A 16,896-nucleotide genomic window follows, 5' to 3' on the forward strand; every position below is an offset into this window, starting at 1 on the left:
TCTTTTTGACGTTTCGCGCCAAATTTGCCGTCGTCATTGTCCTGTAACGCGCACGTCACCGTCACGTCACACTTCGCCCCTACTATTTCGCCTTTCAGCCCGAGCGTTCCCCGGCCGCTGAATATTCATTCATTAAAGAAAGGTGAGTCCATTTTGTTTTCCCTCCCGACATCTCCCTTACGCCGCCAAGGCGCCCGCCTGCTGTTCGCCGCCCTGATGGCCGCCACGCTCGCAGCCTGCGGCGAAAGCACCGAAGTGCCGTCCGAACCCGCCAAACCGACCGAACCCACCGACCCGGCGCGCAGCTGCAGCGTCAAAACCCCGAACAATCGCTGCGCGCCCTGACGCGGCCGCGCATCAGCCCACGCCACCACCGTGCGAACCGGCCAGCCCCGGCGCGCGCCCGACCACCACAATAAAGAAAAAAACGTTATGACCATAAATAGCAGACGCGCCTTCCTGCGCAAGGCCGCCAGCGTTGGCGGCGCCGCCGCCGCCCTCTCCATGTTCCCTCCGGCCATACGCAAGGCACTTGCTGTCACCGCGAACAACCGCACCGGTACCATCAAGGACGTCGAGCACATCGTCATCCTGATGCAGGAAAACCGCTCCTTCGACCACTACTTCGGCACACTGCGCGGCGTGCGCGGCTTCGCCGACCGCTTCCCGATTCCGCTGCCCGAGTCCGCCTTCATGGGCAAGCACAACGTCTGGTATCAACTCAACGACAGCGCCGCCGCCTCGCCGCGCGTCATCGCACCGTTCCACCTGAACACCCAGCAAACCTTCGACTACATGCGCGTGTCCGGCACGCCGCACTCCTGGCCGAACGCGCAATACGCGTGGAACCACGGCATGCTCGACAAGTGGCCGACGTACAAGCAAAACCACTCGATGGGCTACTACACGGAAGCCGACATCCCCTTCCAGTTCGCGCTGGCGAACGCGTTCACGATCTGCGACGCCTACCACTGCTCCTTCCAGGGCGGCACCAACCCGAACCGCGTCTACGCCTGGACCGGCTACAACGACCCGTTCCAGCAGGGCCAGGGTCCGGTGATTGGCAACAGCTATGACAGCCTCGACCACGACCCGACCGGCGGCTACCTGTGGACCACGTATCCGGAGCGCCTGCAGGCGGCCGGCGTGACCTGGCAGGTCTACCAAAACATGGACGACAACTTCACCGACAATCCGCTGGCCGGCTTCCGGCGCTACCGCGACGCCTACGGCGCCGTGCGCAACTCCGATCCGCAACTGCGCGAGCGCGGTCTGAGCACGCGCGACATCGACATGCTGAAGGACGACGTAAAAAACAACAAGCTGCCGCAAGTGTCCTTCATCGTGGCGACGGCCGAAGGCTCCGAACATCCCGGCCCATCCAGCCCGGCCCAGGGCGCCGCCTATACGGCCGCCGTGCTGGACGCGCTGACGTCGAACACCGAAGTCTGGAGCAAGACCGCGCTGTTCCTCATGTTCGACGAAAACGACGGCTTCTTCGACCACGTGCCGCCGCCGGCCGCGCCCACCTACGAGCAATGGGATAGCGACCCGCGCCTGGCGAAGCTGGCCGGCGCCTCCACCGTCAGCACCGACGGCGAATACCACCACCTGCTCAGCAAGGAATCGAGCGAAGCGCCGGCCCTGATGCACCGCCCGTACGGCCTGGGGCCGCGCGTGCCGATGTACGTCATTTCGCCATGGAGCAAGGGCGGCTGGGTCAACTCCCAAGTGTTCGACCACACCTCGGTGATACGCTTCCTGGAACAACGTTTCGGCGTGATGGAACCGAACATCACGCCGTGGCGCCGTGCCGTCTGCGGCGACCTGGTCAGCGCCTTCAACTTCAGCAATCCCGACGCCGCCCCGTTCGCCGGCCAGTTGCCGGACACGAAGGCGCTGGCGCAGCGCGCCAAATCGCTGAGCGCCACGCGCACGCCGCCGACGCCGGCGCTGCCCGAGCTGCCGACGCAAAACAGCGGCACGCGGCCGTCGCGGGCCTTGCCGTATGAATTGCACGTGAGCGCACGCGTGCATCCCGAGACGGTGCAGATCGAACTGATCTTCTCCAACACCGGCGCGGCGGCCGCCGTGTTCCACGTCTACGACAAGATGAACCTGAAACAGGCGCCGCGCCGCTACACGGTGGAGGCGGGCAAGGATCTGCGCGGTTCCTGGGCGCTTGGCGACGGACTGGGCAAGTACGACCTGTGGGTGCTGGGGCCGAACGGTTTCCACCGCCACTTCGTCGGCGACGCCAACGCCAGCTCGCCGCGCATGGCGCCGAATCCGGAAATCCAGGTGTGCTATGACATCGTCAACGGCGCCGTGACGGCGAAGCTGCACAACACCGGCAGCGCCGTCGCCACCTTCACGGTGCGCGCCAACGCCTACCTGAAGGATGCGCCGTGGACCGTCAGCGTGGCCGCCAATGCCGAGGCCGAGCAGACGTGGCAGTTGTGCGATTGCGCTAACTGGTACGACTTCAGCGTGCAGGTACAGGAATTGCCAGGCTATGCGCGGCGCTTCGCCGGCCGCGTGGAGACGGGCAAGGACACCACCAGCGACCCGGCGATGGGCGGGCGCGCATTGAGCGTCCCGGCGTAAATCGGGATGAACCGGACGGGGCGGGTGGTAGAAGCCGCTTGCCTTGTCCGGCGCTACTCGAGTACCGGGATAGCCTAAAATGGAAGCCGAGGGGTGTTGCTTGCGACCCGCTCCGTTTTGATGTTCGGGAAGCAGTGTTCAGAGACGGCATCGATGTTCCTATGCCAAGAAAGCTCCACTGCCATCGCCAAATTCGCGCGAATTCGCGGGTAAAGTTCCCAGTAGTTCCTTCACTCTTCATACTGCAGACAAAACCATACTAAGCCAGCAATACCTGAGCGCGGCACTGGCGCGGTAGATAAAAACTACGCCGCACAAAAAAATGCGTCGCAAAAATTGCTAGTTGATTGTCTTTTCATTGCAATATAGTGAATATTTTTCTGTCTGAATTAAGGATATGGATGATTGATACTATGATTCGTCCCGCTATTTTCGCTGCAGCGCTCGCGCTGGCATGTGGTGTTGCCCATGGACGGACCGTTGCGCCGGCAGAAACTGCCATGAATAGCTATGCGCGCGTTCAGACAATGCGAGACGAGGCGGAGGCAATGATTGCCGAGGGCGCCACCTCGAAGGATGCGCGGCTGAACGCCGCGCGGCATTTGGAGGCGGCATTGGCTTACCTGGACACGCCAGCGGTACGCGATCTGGCGTCCGGTAACGAGTACCTGTACTTTCGTGGCTTCGACACGCGCCGGGATTTAGCTGCAATCTACAACGACTTGGGCATGAAAGATAAAGCGCTTTCAAGCTTGGAGGACACTTTGCGTCTTGCATGGCTTCCCCAATTGGCGAAATTAGTTGCTGATGATGCGTCGTTGAGCAAATTGCGTGACGAGCCGCGTTTCAAGGTCGTGATGGCGACATCTGCCATTCCTGATCGTTTGTGGAATAGCCCCGCATTGGCGCCTCCCTTCAAGAAAACGCTCACGCCGGAGGAGAGGGTGGCGGGGCTGTCCTTGTTCTGGACGCAAGTCCGGGAGAATTTCGTGTACTTCGACCATGTGCCCGAGCTGGAATGGGACAAGATCTACCTGGAATACCTGAGTAAGGTCCTGGCGACCACGACCACGCGTGATTATTACCGCGTCTTGATGCAATTGGCCCCTTTGCTGCATGACGGCCATACCAATATTTACGAACCCGAGGAACTGGCCAAGGCGTTCTCGGCCCGGCCGCCAATGCAGACAGTTATGCTGGATAACAAGGTGCTGATCGAAAGCATACACAGCGCTTCTTTGCAGGGGCGTCTGAAGGTCGGCGATGAAATCGTCACCATCGATGACATTCCCGTCCAACGTTATGCTCAGGAGCGGGTGGCGCCATTTGTCAGCAGTTCGACGCCGCAGGACCGCACTTTGCGCATGTATAACTATCAGTTGTTAAGAGGGGAGCGCGACACGCCAGTAAGGCTGCGCCTGCGTAATGGGGAGGGGCAGGAGCGCGTCGAAATCGTTGCCCGCTCCGGTTACCAGGACATTCACTCCCCGCCACAGTTTACGTTCAGGATGTTGCCTGGTGAAGTGGCCTATTTTTCGCTCGACCATTTTGAAAGCGATGAGGGCGTGAAGGCGTTCGTCCGTGTTTTACCCCAAATTATGAAAGCGAAGTCGCTGGTCCTTGATTTGCGCCGCAACGGTGGGGGATCAACGTCTTACGGTTTGGAGATTCTTAGCTATCTTAGTAAAAAGCCAATCATGGCCGCCCATAGCTATACGCGTGCGGATAATGCTTACTCGCGTATGGACGGCAACGTCATTAAATGGAAACCGAATCCCGAGAATGGCATACCAATTCCTTTCGACCGGAAGCAGATATTCGCCGGTCCCGTGGCGGTGCTTATCGGGCCGCGCACCTTTTCAGCGGGTGAGGATTTTGTTGTTTCTTTCGAGACTATGCAACGCGGCATCACGATTGGCGAAGCAACCGGCGGTAGCACAGGGCAACCGATGGTTATCGACTTGCCGGGAGGCGGTACGGGCCGCATTTGTGTCAAGCGCGATACTTATCCCGACGGGCGCGAGTTCGTCGGAAAAGGCATTCAGCCAAGCATCGTCGTTGAAACTAGCGTTGCCGCCTTGCGAGCAGGACGGGATATCGTGCTGGATCGTGCCATTTCTTCGTTAAAGTAATAGGCGTGTGTATAAACAACGCTCGCTCTAATTGCTTGCTGTCGACACTTCCATGAACCGTATTGTCGAGGCGTTCTGGCATGTCAAAAAAGCAATCGCGCACTGCGCCGGCGGATTTATGTGTGCTTCTACATTACTTATTTGATAGTATTTCCCTTTTCTTGCGAGCGCCGCTTGGCGCGAAAGGTAATTCGTGGAATCGAACAAGATATTTCGTCAACTAAATTTTTTGCGCGAGATAGATCGCTTGAAGAGTGTCATGCGGCAGTCGCCGCTCCTCGATCAAAGCAGGAAGGAAAATTCGGCCGAGCATTCCTGGCACTTGGCGCTGTACGCCTGGATACTGGCGGAGTACGCCGCCAAGCACGTCGACGCCGGGCGGGTGGTAAAGATGCTGTTGCTGCATGATATTGTCGAGGTCGATGCCGGCGATACGCCGATTCACGGCGTGCTGGACGGCAGCCAGGCGGCGCGCGAATCGCTTGCGGCGGATCGCATCTTCGGCTTGCTGCCGCCGGGGCAGTGCGAGGAGTTGCAGGCGCTTTGGCGCGAGTTCGAGGCGGCAGAGTCCGGGGACGCGCAGTTTGCCAAGGCGCTGGATCGTTTTCAGCCGCTGTTGATCAATGTTTTCACCGAGGGCGGCACGTGGGCGGAAAGCGATGTGCAGTATCAGCAGGTGCTGGAACGGTATGGGCCGGTCATTCAGCGCGGTGCGCCGGCCTTGTGGGAGGTTGCGCGTGGATGGATTGAGTGCCATTTCAAAGGCGCCGCGTCGCAGTGGAATAGCTAGGGAAGGTGGGGGAGTCGCGGCCTGATTGTCGGACGCGGCGCCAACGCCTCCCGCGCAGGGGAGGGTGTTGGCGCCGCAATTGCCGTTTCAACTGAAGCGGACCTTGAGTATGTCGGGCCGCGCGTCGATTATCTCGACGACCCGCCCCGGCATGCCCATACCGTCCAGCCGGAAGCGGTTCATGCCCAGCGCCGTCAGGCTGGCGCTGGACATCTGCAGCCGGTCGTCCGGCCCCGGCCTGCCGCTGACCATCTGGCCGGCGGCGCCGAATTCCAGCGTTTCACGGCCCCGCCGGCTGGGCGGAAACGCGAACGAGTGCGTCGGACGATAGGTCTGCACGTCCCCGCTGTCCTCTTCATAGGAATGTGTCCAGCTGCCGCTGATCTCCGGGCCGCCCTGGTTCGCGTCCATCATGCGTCCATGCCGGTGGCGGGTTGGCGTGTCGGGCGCCGGATGATGGGCGGCGGCGCTTGCAGTTGCGGCGCCGGGGCTGCGGCCCGGCCTTTGCGGGGGGGCTGCCGGAATGTGCTGATGATGCCGCCCATGTATTCATAGTCGGTGAGCGACGGTCCCCAGGCATTGCCGTCCCACCACTTATGGTACAGCGCGCTGTCGGTGCCGGTGACGAAGACGTCAAGACGGTTCTCGCCCCACGCGGCCACGCGCGGCTGCGAGGTGCAGATGCCGCCCATGTATTCGTAGTCGGTCGGCGACGGCCCCCACGCGCTGCCATTCCACCACTTGTGGTAGAGCGCGCTGTCGGTGCCGATGACGAACAGGTCGAGGCGGTCGCGTCCCCAGGACACGGCTTCCGGCTGGCCGATGCAGACGCCGCCCAGGTACTCGAAGCCGTTGATGGACGGTCCCCACGCGTTGCCGTCCCACCATTTATGATACAGCGCGCCGTCCGTTCCCGTGACGAAAACATCGAGCCGGTTCGGTCCCCACGCCGTCACGCGCGGCGCCGAGGTGCAGATGCCGCCCAGGCGCTCGTAGCCGGTGACCGACGGCCCCCAGGCATTGCCGTCCCACCACTTGTGGTAGAGCGCGCGGTCGGTGCCGATGACGAAGACGTCGAGCCGGTTCGGTCCCCACGAGACGACTTCGGGCTGGCCGAGGCAGATGCCGCCCATGTATTCGTAGTCGGTGACGGACGGCCCCCAGGCGTTGCCGTCCCACCATTTGTGGTAGAGCGCGCGGTTGCTGCCGATGACGAACACGTCGAGACGGTTTGCTCCCCACGAGACGATGCGCGGGTCGCCGACGCAGATGCCGCCCATGTATTCGTAGTCGGTGACGGACGGCCCCCAGGCGTTGCCGTCCCACCATTTATGGTAGAGCGCGCTGTCGGTGCCGGTGACGAAGACGTCGAGCCGGTTTTGCTGCCAGGCGACCGCTTGCGGCGCGCTGGTGCAGACGCCGCCCATGTATTCGTAGTCGGTGACGGACGGCCCCCAGGCGTTGCCGTCCCACCATTTATGGTAGAGCGCGCGGTCGGTGCCCAGCACGAAGGTATCGAGCCGGTTCGCGCCCCAGGCGACGACGGGCGAGGAGCTGGCCCGCACGGCGTCGACGCCGATGGTGTTGCGCACGCCGTCGAGACAGGCTTGCATGCGCGCCACCTGGCCGGCCGTGAACATGAACATCGCGCGGTCGTCGACGTAGTCCATATAGTTCATGAACAGGTCGCCGTTCGGGCCGTTGCCGCAGGTGACGTGCGGGAAGTTCGGGGCGCCGACGTTGAAGCCGGCCTGGTTCGGCGTGTCGGCGACGTTGTCGGTGCCGTTGCAGCCGGTGCCGTCGTCGCCCCAGATGTGGTTCAGGTTCAGCCAGTGGCCGATTTCGTGGGTGGCCGTGCGGCCCAGGTCGAACGGGGCCGCCGCCGTGCCGTTCGTGCCGAAGGCCGAGTGCAGGATGACGACGCCGTCGGTGGCCGCCGGGCCGCCGGGGAACTGGGCGTAGCCGAGCAGGCCGCCGCTGAGCTGGCAGACCCAGATGTTGAGGTAGCGCTCGGCGGGCCAGGCATTCAGGCCGCCGCTGCCGAGGGATTTGACGGCGTCGTTGTCGTTGAACGCGGCGACGCTGGTTTGGCGCCGCTCGATGCCGCTGGTCGGCGCGCCGTTCTGGTCGGTGTCGGCGAGGAAGAATTCGACGCGCGAATCGCTGGCCAGCGGCAGGAAGGGCGGCGGGGTCGAGTTGACGTCGGGGTTGGTGCGGCGGAAGTCGCGGTTCAGCACGTCGATCTGGCTGTTGATCTGCTGGTCGGAGATGTTTTGCGTGGCGTTGTTCCAGACCACGTGGACGACGGTGGGGATGCGCGTGATGCCGGTGCGCTGCGCCGCGCGCGCGCCCGCTTCGTACAGGCGCGCGTGGTTTTCGATGCCGTTGCGTATGCGGGCGTATTCGGGAACGGTGGACAGCAGGCGCCGGTGCACGTCCATGGTGCCGCAGCGGCGGATCTTCGGCGGAGTGGCGTCGCTGCCGGCGCCGCTTTTGCCGGGGCCGCCGCCGGAGTCGCCGCCACCGCCACCGGCAGCACCGCCGGCACCACCGCCGGCAACGCCGCCGCCCATGCCGGCACCGGGCATGCCGCCGGCGGTGCCGGCGCTCACGCCCGGCGCGCCTTTTTCATGCGCGGGGGCGCCGGGCATGCCTTCCTTCGCGCTGCGGCTGGTCAGTCCGGGCATGCCGGAGTCGCCGCCCGCCGCAGCGGTGAGGCTGTCGTCGCCGGGCATTTGATGTGCAGGGCCGGCCGCCTCGCCGTCATGCGTCGAGATGCGCGGCTGCAGCTCTGCGCCGGCACCTTCCTCGCGCGTGGCGCCGCCGTTGGCCTGCACTTGTTCTTTGCCTTGTTTATCTTTCATGTTGCCTCCAGTAAGAATGGCCTGCGTTCTGCGGGGAAGGCGAACGCGGCGTAACCACGGGCCGGATGGCGGTGGTTGTTTTACTGGGACCGCATGGATGGATAAATGTTCAATTGCGGGATTTTGGCTGTGCCGCTTGTTCCGCCGCGGGGAGCGGGAAAATCACACCCTTTGGCGCGGCCGGCGGTGCTCAGGAGGTTGTCGCGGACCTCGTTGAAAACCGCCGGCGGCGCTTCAGTGGGCGATGCCGTATTTGCGTTGCGTGGCCACGTACTGGTCGTGCAGCGACGCCAGCATCGGGTGCTTGCCATCGATTTTGCGGATGCTTTGCATCTGGTGCTGGGCCTGCTCGGCCAGCGGCGCTTCCCAGCCCAGGGTGTTGAGCTGGCGCAGGATCGCTTCGACCGAGGCGAACAGCAGCTGCAGGTTGCTCGGCGTTTTGCGCAGGGCCTTGCGCAGCGCCAGCACGGCCGCCTTCAGTTCGCCGTGGCTGGCCTGGTCGGCCGCGTCCGTCATCAGCTCTTCCACTTGCAGCGTGATTTGCGCGCCGACGCTTTGCGCCAGGTCGTGGCGGCCGGCTTTTTCGAATTCGTCGACGGCCTGTTCCATCGTCACTTCGCTTTCCGGGTCGTTCATCAGGTTGAGCATGACGTCGGAGGCGGCTTTGTCGAGTTTGTTTTTCAGGCAGCTGTGCACGAGGCCGATCTTGAGCTGGGTCGACAGGCCCGCGCTGGCGCCGATGGCCGTCACGGCCAGGTTCAGTTCCTTGGCGGCGCCGGCGGCGTTGCCGGCCAGTTCCTGCAGCAGCGCGGCCGAAATGGCCCGGCACGCTTCGACGTTGGGGCTGCCGCGCATCGACCGCTCCAGGTCGCGCACGACGCCGCTGGCCTGGCTGGCGTCGCCTTTCTTGACCAGGGTTTTGACGAGGTTGACGTGGTCTTCCGGGTCGCGGAATTCGGAGTACTTGGCTTTCGCCACGACTTGCTTGAAGGCGCGCTCGGCCGCGCCGATGTCGTCGGCGTCCAGCGCCACTTCGCCGAGGTGGCGCAGGCGCCGCACCATGTGCGGCGACAGCGCGACGGCGTCTTCCAAGGTCTTCTTCGCCTGCGCCGGCTGGCCCATCGCCTCCTGGGTCTTGGCCAGCAGGTCGTAGGCCGACATCAGGCGGGCGTTTTGTTCGATCAGCTTGATCAGCGTCTCGTGCGTTTCCTCGTAGTGTTGCTGCTGGAACAGCGTCTTGGCCAGGCCCAGGCTGGCCCAGTCGAGCGGCCGCGCCACCAGCGCTTCCCGGTAGATTTGCTCGGCCAGGTCGAGCTCTCCCAGGCTCAGGTGCAGTTCGGCGCGCAGGCGCATGAAGTCGGCGGCGTAGCGCGGGTGCGTCGTCTCGGCGGCGGCGCAGGCCTTGATGGCGTCGCGCAGCGCGCCCTGGCCGATCAACTGGTAGGCGGGCAGGAAGATGGCGCGGCGGTCGATGGCGCGGCCGATGCGCCCGCTCAGCACGTCGACGGTGAACGGTTTCAGGATGTAGTCGGTCGGCGCCAGTTCGGCCGCGCCCATCACTTTGCTATAGACGCCTTCGGACGTCAGCATGATGAAGATGGTCCACAGGCCGATCAGTTTGTGGTGGCGCAGGTCTTCCAGCAGTTGCTGGCCGTCCTGGCCGTCCGTGCCGCTGCCCAGGTCGTACTCGCACAGGATGATGTCGAAGGGCTTCTTGCCCAACTGGCGGATCGCCGTGCCCGAACTGACGGCGTAGTCGATTTTCGTGATGGACGACTGGTTCAGCATGTTGTGCAGATTGCCGCGCATGCTGGGGTTGGGATCGACGATCAGAACGGATAAGTCGCTATATTCTTTCATCGTTTATCTCTCTGGTGTCTGACTTCCCGCTCTGTTGACGGCGATGGCGGGGATTTTCCAACGAGCATACTGCAAAGATGCCAAAAATCGCATCTTTTTGGATGCGCTTGCGCCGATTTCCTCCAAACAAAGGCAAAAATGTTGCATTGAGCGCAGCGAAGTGGCCGGATGGGCCGCCGCCGGCCTGCGGACAGGGGGGGGAGCGGGTATAATGCGCGCAAAGGAATTTTAGCTAGACCATCTTGTGCCTTACCTACCTTTAACCCGCAGCCACGCTGCATCAACCACCTTCCAACCATGTTGATTCTGCCGGGTTCCAATGCCCTGTCCGTATTCCGTAGCCAACGCCTGTTGACCCAATTGCAAGCCGTGCTGCCTGCCATTGCGTCGGTGCAGGCACGCTTCGTCCATTTCATCGATGCCGCCGCGCCCCTGTCGGCCGACGACACCAGCCGCCTCGGCGCGCTGCTGACGTATGGCGAGCCGGCCGAGGCCGAGCACGCCGACGGCGTGTGCGAGGAGTTCTTCGTGATTCCCCGCCTCGGCACGATCTCGCCGTGGGCCTCGAAAGCCACCGACATCGCGCACAACTGCGGCATGGCGCACATCAAGCGCGTCGAGCGCGGCGTCGCCTATCGCGTCAATCTGAAGGCGGGCATCTTGGGCAGCAGCATCGGCGCGGCGAAGAAGCTGTCGGACAGCCAGGCGCAGGACATCGCCGCGCTGCTGCACGACCGCATGACGGAATCCGTGCTGCGCCACCCGGACCAGGCGGCCACGCTGTTCCGCACGCTGGAAGCGCGGCCGCTGGAATCGGTCGACGTGCTCGGCGCCGGCAAGGCCGCGCTGGAGAAGGCCAACACCGACCTCGGCCTGGCCATGTCCGACGACGAGATCGACTACCTGCACGCGGCCTTCACGAAGGCGCGGCGCAACCCGACCGACGTCGAGCTGATGATGTTCGCGCAGGCGAACAGCGAGCATTGCCGCCACAAGATCTTCAACGCCGACTGGACCATCGACGGCGTGGCGCAGCCGAAGTCGCTGTTCGGCATGATCAAGAACACCCACGAATTGCAGCCCAAGGGCACCGTGGTCGCCTACAGCGACAACTCGTCGATCATGGAGGGGGCCAGCGTGTCGCGCTTCTACCCGCGCGGCGCGGCCGGCGGCCACGAGTATGCCGCCTCGACCGAGCTGACGCACACGCTGATGAAGGTCGAGACGCATAACCACCCGACGGCGATTTCGCCTTTCCCCGGCGCCTCCACCGGCGCCGGCGGCGAGATCCGCGACGAGGGCGCGACCGGCCGCGGCGCCAAGCCGAAGGCCGGCCTGACCGGCTTCACCGTGTCGAATCTGATGCTGCCGGGCGCCGTGCAGGCCTGGGAAAACGCCGCCAGCGTCACCGCCGCGGCGGGCGCCCACCGCAGCACCGCCCATTACGGCAAGCCGGACCGCATCGCCTCGGCGCTGCAGATCATGATCGAAGGCCCGTTGGGCGGCGCCGCTTTCTCCAACGAATTCGGCCGCCCCGTGCTGGGCGGTTACTTCCGCACCTACGAGCAGAACATCGGCCGCCAGTTCGCCGGCGCCAGCGACACCGTGTTCGGCTACCACAAGCCGATCATGATCGCCGGCGGCATCGGCAACATCTCGGCCCAGCACACGCACAAGAACGACATCCCGGTCGGCAGCTTGCTGGTGCAACTGGGCGGTCCCGGCATGCGCATCGGCATGGGCGGCAGCGCCGCCTCGTCGATGGCGACCGGCACCAACACGGCCGACCTGGACTTCGATTCCGTCCAGCGCGGCAATCCGGAAATGGAGCGGCGCGCGCAGGAAGTCATCAACGCCTGCTGGCAGATGGGCGCGGACAATCCGATCATCTCTATCCACGACGTGGGCGCCGGCGGCCTGTCGAACGCCTTCCCGGAAATCACCAACGACGCCAAGCGCGGCGCGATCTTCGACCTGCGCAAGATCCCGCTGGAAGAGAGCGGCATGGCGCCGAAGGAAATCTGGAGCAATGAGTCGCAGGAGCGTTATGTGCTGGCGATCGCGCCGCAGAACCTGCCGATGTTCAAGGCCCTGTGCGAGCGCGAGCGCTGCCTGTTCGCCGCCGTCGGCGTCGCCACGGAAGAGCGCCAGCTGAAACTGATCGACACCGACCTGGGCAACGAGCCGGTCGATATGCCGATGGACGTCCTGCTGGGCAAACCGCCGAAAATGCAGCGCGACGTGCACCACGTGCACAACGACTTCCCGGCCGTCGACCTGACCGGCCTGGAGCTGGAAGAAGTGGCGCGGCGCGTGCTGCTGCTGCCGACGGTGGCCGACAAGTCCTTCCTGATCACCATCGGCGACCGCTCGGTGGGCGGCATGAGCGTGCGCGACCAGATGGTCGGCCCGTGGCAGGTGCCGGTGGCCGACTGCGCCGTCACGGCGATGAGTTTCGAGGGCTACCTGGGCGAAGCGATGTCGATGGGCGAGCGCACGCCGCTGGCCGTCATCGACGCGCCGGCCTCGGGCCGCATGGCCGTCGGCGAGGCGATCACCAACATCGCCGCCGCCGCCATCGGCGACATCGCCGACATCAAGCTGTCGGCGAACTGGATGGCCGCCTGCGGCCAGCCCGGCCAGGACGCCGCCCTGTACGACACCGTCAAGGCCGTCGGCATGGAGCTGTGCCCGGCGCTGGGCATCAGCATCCCGGTCGGCAAGGACTCGCTGTCGATGCGCACCACCTGGCGCGACGCCGACGAGAACAAGGCCGTCGTCTCGCCGGTGTCGCTGATCGTCTCGGCGTTCGCGCCCGTGACGGACGTGCGCAAGTCGCTGACGCCGCAAATCCGCACGGACGCCGGCGACACGGCCATCATCCTGATCGACCTGGGGCGCGGCAAGAACCGCCTGGGCGCCTCGGCGCTGACGCAAGTCATCGGCCAGCTGGGCAACGAGACGCCGGACGTCGACAGCGCCAGTGACCTGAAGGGCTTCTTCGGCGCCATCCAGCAACTCAACAGCGACGGCAAGCTGCTGGCCTACCACGACCGTTCCGACGGCGGCCTGTTCGCCACGCTGACGGAAATGGCCTTCGCCGGCCACAGCGGCCTGTCGGTCAACCTCGACATGCTGACGCTGGAAGGCGAGCATGCCAGCGACTGGGGCGACGCCAAGAACTGGGCCGGCCAGGTGGCGGAGCGGCGCAACGAACTGACGCTGCGCGCCCTGTTCAGCGAGGAGCTGGGCGCCGTGATCCAGGTCCGCGCCGACGAGAAATCGCTGGTCATGGACGTGCTGCGCAGCTTCGACCTGGGCGCCTGCAGCCACATCATCGGCAAGCCGAACGACCGCGACGTCATCGAATTCACGCGCGACGCGAAACTGATCTACACCCAGCCGCGCGCGGCGCTGCAGCGCCTGTGGAGCGAAACCAGCTGGCGCATCGCGCGCCTGCGCGACAACCCGGCCTGCGCCGACGCCGAATACGACCGCATCCTCGACGTCGAGGATCCGGGCATGACGCCGCTCATCACCTTCGACCCGTCGGAAAACGTCGCCGCGCCGTTCATCCTGACCGGCGTGCGGCCGCGCGTGGCCATCCTGCGCGAGCAGGGCGTCAATTCGCACATCGAAACGGCCTACGTGATGCACCAGGCCGGCTTCACCGCCGTCGACGTGCACATGAGCGACCTGATCGCCGGCCGCACCCGCCTCGACGACTTCCAGGGCATCATCGCCGTCGGCGGCTTCTCCTACGGCGACGTGCTGGGCGCCGGCGAAGGCTGGGCCAAGACCATCCTGTTCAACGCCAGCCTGGCCGAACAGTTCGCCCGCTTCTTCGGGCGCGCGGACAGCTTCGGCCTGGGCATCTGCAACGGCTGCCAGATGATGAGCAACCTGAAATCCATCATCCCCGGCGCGCACGCCTGGCCCAAGTTCACGCGCAACAAATCGGAAAAATTCGAAGGCCGCTTCGCCATGGTCGAAGTGCTGGACTCGCCGTCGATCTTCTTCCAGGGCATGGCCGGCACGCAAACGGCCATCGCCATCGCCCACGGCGAAGGCTACGCCGACTTCTCGCAGACCGGCAACATCGGCGACGTGACGGCGGCGATGCGCTTCGTCGACCACCGCGGCCAGTCCACGGAAGCGTACCCGTTCAACCCGAACGGCTCGCCGGACGGCCTGACGTCGGTGACGACCCCGGACGGCCGCTTCACCGTGCTGATGCCGCACGCCGAGCGGGTATTCCGCACCGTGCAGCAATCCTGGCACCCCGAATCGTGGGGCGAGGACGCGCCGTGGATGCGCATGTTCCGCAACGCCCGCAAATGGGTGGGCTAAGGCCGGCTAACTAGCGTCGCCCACAGCCGGGGACAGACCACGATTTCCGGGCAAGAATTGCCCGGAAATCGTGGTCTGTCCCCGGCTTTTTTGCGTCTGGCCCGTGTGGAGGGGCGAAATGGATGCAAGCAGGGTACTGGCGGAAACGTTGTGTAGTTCGGCGCTGGCACGCACCTTGGGGGGGGCGCTCCGGACTCTTGGTGCAAGTCCAATAAGCCCTCGTTTATTGCACTACGCTTGACCCTCCCCAAATCGGCATTGTGAAGGCTAGGCAACAATGCCTTTGTCGTCCCTCGACCAATTTTGGAGGCGCCATGGCAATCGACGCAGCGGTGCGCTTGGTGTTTATCGGCGTGGCCCTCGCCCTGTCCTCGCTGGCCCAGGCTGCCGGGAAGCCGGAGACCTGGGATGGTCGTCCAAAGCCGCTCAAGGGCGACTACCAGGTGTTCGGCGGGACGCTATCCGAGGCGGTGCCTCCGACTAAAAAAGATAGGAAGGTGGCGTTCATGTTCACGGGACCGCTCGGGAAGGATTTATTCGAGCAAATCGGACCGGATTTGAAGGAAGCCTGCGGAGCCGGCCCTGATCACCGGACACGGCGTAGGGGAGACCTTAGCTGCGTCTGGGCCAAGGACGACGGGTACGCTTGCTATTTCGGCCTTGACGTACCCACCGGGAAGAGCACCAACGGTTCGATCTGCTGATTGGCGTTTTCGCAGTCGCTCGCGCATGGAGGATGGCCCGGTAGACGCATGCTGCTCCGCGAAGTCCAAGGGATGCTGGCGTAAGCCAAAGCCTGCTTGTCCGGCGCGATTTCCTCGAAGGCGGCGGCGTTGATCCGCTCGGCCACCCGTCTAGGTCACCGCTTCGCGTAATGCGTGGCTGACACGCCCGCTGGTTGCGGGCCGGCGCCGATGCGGGATATGTCGGTTGATTTGACACCGGCATGCCTTCCATCCCCGAGTCTCGCGGGCCAGCTCTCGCCAGTCCCAAGGCTGGCATGTGTACGGAGGACATGGCAATGATGCCGCTGAAAGACAAACGCAGCTCCACTATACGTCAGGATTGACCATGCACCGAGTTCACTGCCCGGACGGCGGCGTCTGGCAACCGTGGGTGCGTAGCGGGCAACCGCTGCGCCATCGTCAACCAGCACTGGCGGCAGACCTGGCTGGTGGCGGGGCCGCATCGTGATGTCACGCGCTGGCACGGCGGCGCGCGTTGCGCTGGGAAGCGTTGTGTGCTGTTTCTTGTTTGCCTGTCAAAACGGGGTAAATGACACGCGGCCCCGCGATCAGGCGCTGCCACCGTTCACGCCGCCCAATGTGCCGGCGTTCACCTGCGTGGCGGAGGTCGGCCAGGCGCCACCGGCCGATGCGCAGGCCGAGGCATGGTTCCGCGAAGCGCTGGCGCTGGAGCAGTCGGCTATGCTGCCCGACAGCGCAGAGTTCAAGCAAATGCTGGATTTGCTGCAAAGGGCGGCCGAGCGCAAGCACGGCGGGGCGATGTTGAAACTTGGCAGCGTATACCTGGGGGGCAGGGCGTGGGGGCGCAATAAGACGGACACACTCAGATTGCTCGACGAGGCAATGCGGCTCGGTGTGCCGCGCGCCTACTACACTATGGGCAAGCTTTACGTGGAAGGGGTGGGCGTGCGGACCAGTGCGGCGAAAGGCTACGCGCTCTGGCAAAAGGCGGCGGCGCTGGGCAATCCGCAGGCGATGACGGAGCTGGCGAAGGTCTTGAGCACCAAGTCGAACACGAGGATCGGCGATGGCCTGATGAACATTCCCGTGGCAATCCAGATGCTGGAGTGCGCGATGGGCCAGGGTTATGGCAACGCGGCGCTGCCTTTGCATCGTATTTACGAAGCCCCGAGGGCGGCGAACGGCACGCGGCTTGGCGTCAGCACGCAGGAAGCCAAGGCGCGTGCTTTTAAGATTTTGCACGAGGGCGTCAAGTTGGGCTGCGGCGAATGTGCACAGGACTTGAGGTTGCGCTTCTGGATCGATCAGTCGCCGGCCAGTGCCACGGTCAGCAAGCTGCGCTCATTGCGCTACAGGCTATTCGAGTGGGAGCTTGAATACGATCCGACGCTGCGTTTTCCGTATCTGGACAAGGTGTTGCCGCTGCCGCCTGCGGACTTGCCACCCTGGGATGGCAATTCCCGGACAATACTCGGTGCCGCCATGGGTGTGGTCTTGCCAGCGCCGCCGCAAGCGCAGCCGGCCGCAATCGAGTGATCGGAGGAACTATGCGACATGAGGGGCGCGGCGTCATCCGCTTAAACGAC

Annotated in this window: 9 protein-coding genes; 6 read left to right on the forward strand and 3 right to left on the reverse strand. The window is 64.3% G+C overall.

Features of this window, described 5'->3' with window-relative positions; genetic code table 11:
* Positions 1-432 precede the first annotated feature (432 nt).
* The 3 genes from OIK44_RS03935 to OIK44_RS03945 all read left to right on the forward strand — a co-directional run bounded on the left by OIK44_RS03935 (position 433) and on the right by OIK44_RS03945 (position 5,529).
* The gene (locus OIK44_RS03935) at positions 433-2,607 is read left to right on the forward strand and encodes a phosphocholine-specific phospholipase C (RefSeq protein WP_273669367.1); all 2,175 of its coding nucleotides are present in this window, start codon (positions 433-435) and stop codon (positions 2,605-2,607) included.
* Positions 2,608-3,008: 401 nt separating this feature from the next.
* Positions 3,009-4,739: a S41 family peptidase gene (locus OIK44_RS03940; RefSeq protein WP_273669368.1), complete on the forward strand. Its 1,731-nt coding sequence runs from the start codon at positions 3,009-3,011 to the stop codon at positions 4,737-4,739.
* Between the two features lie 193 nt (positions 4,740-4,932).
* Positions 4,933-5,529 carry an HD domain-containing protein gene (locus tag OIK44_RS03945; RefSeq protein WP_273669369.1) on the forward strand — a complete coding sequence of 199 codons (597 nt, stop codon included), beginning with the start codon at positions 4,933-4,935 and terminating at the stop codon, positions 5,527-5,529.
* An 87-nt stretch (positions 5,530-5,616) separates the two neighbouring features.
* On the opposite strand, the gene OIK44_RS03950 is transcribed toward OIK44_RS03945, so the two are convergent.
* From OIK44_RS03950 to OIK44_RS03960, 3 genes are all read right to left on the reverse strand, one after another.
* A complete protein-coding gene (locus OIK44_RS03950) occupies positions 5,617-5,943 on the reverse strand; it encodes a hypothetical protein (protein WP_273669370.1) in 327 nt (108 codons plus the stop codon).
* Positions 5,940-8,393 carry a DUF8189 domain-containing protein gene (locus OIK44_RS03955; RefSeq protein WP_273669371.1) on the reverse strand — a complete coding sequence of 818 codons (2,454 nt, stop codon included), beginning with the start codon at positions 8,391-8,393 and terminating at the stop codon, positions 5,940-5,942. Before OIK44_RS03955 ends, OIK44_RS03950 begins: the two co-directional genes overlap by 4 nt.
* A 234-nt stretch (positions 8,394-8,627) precedes the next feature.
* Complete coding sequence (locus OIK44_RS03960) at positions 8,628-10,253, reverse strand: tetratricopeptide repeat-containing response regulator (protein ID WP_273669372.1); 1,626 nt, start codon at positions 10,251-10,253, stop codon at positions 8,628-8,630.
* Between the two features lie 297 nt (positions 10,254-10,550).
* Between OIK44_RS03960 and purL the strand changes: the two genes are divergently transcribed.
* From purL to OIK44_RS03975, 3 genes are all read left to right on the forward strand, one after another.
* Entirely contained in the window at positions 10,551-14,603 is a 4,053-nt protein-coding gene (purL, locus tag OIK44_RS03965; RefSeq protein ID WP_273669373.1) for a phosphoribosylformylglycinamidine synthase, read from the forward strand.
* A 314-nt stretch (positions 14,604-14,917) separates the two neighbouring features.
* On the forward strand, positions 14,918-15,307 hold the full coding sequence (locus OIK44_RS03970) for a hypothetical protein (protein WP_273669374.1): 390 nt from the start codon (positions 14,918-14,920) through the stop codon (positions 15,305-15,307).
* A gap of 486 nt (positions 15,308-15,793) precedes the next feature.
* Positions 15,794-16,846 carry a tetratricopeptide repeat protein gene (locus tag OIK44_RS03975; protein WP_273669375.1) on the forward strand — a complete coding sequence of 351 codons (1,053 nt, stop codon included), beginning with the start codon at positions 15,794-15,796 and terminating at the stop codon, positions 16,844-16,846.
* Positions 16,847-16,896: the final 50 nt, after the last annotated feature.

This window comes from Janthinobacterium fluminis (genome assembly GCF_028595325.1).
GTDB classification, from domain to species: Bacteria; Pseudomonadota; Gammaproteobacteria; order Burkholderiales; family Burkholderiaceae_D; genus Janthinobacterium; species Janthinobacterium fluminis.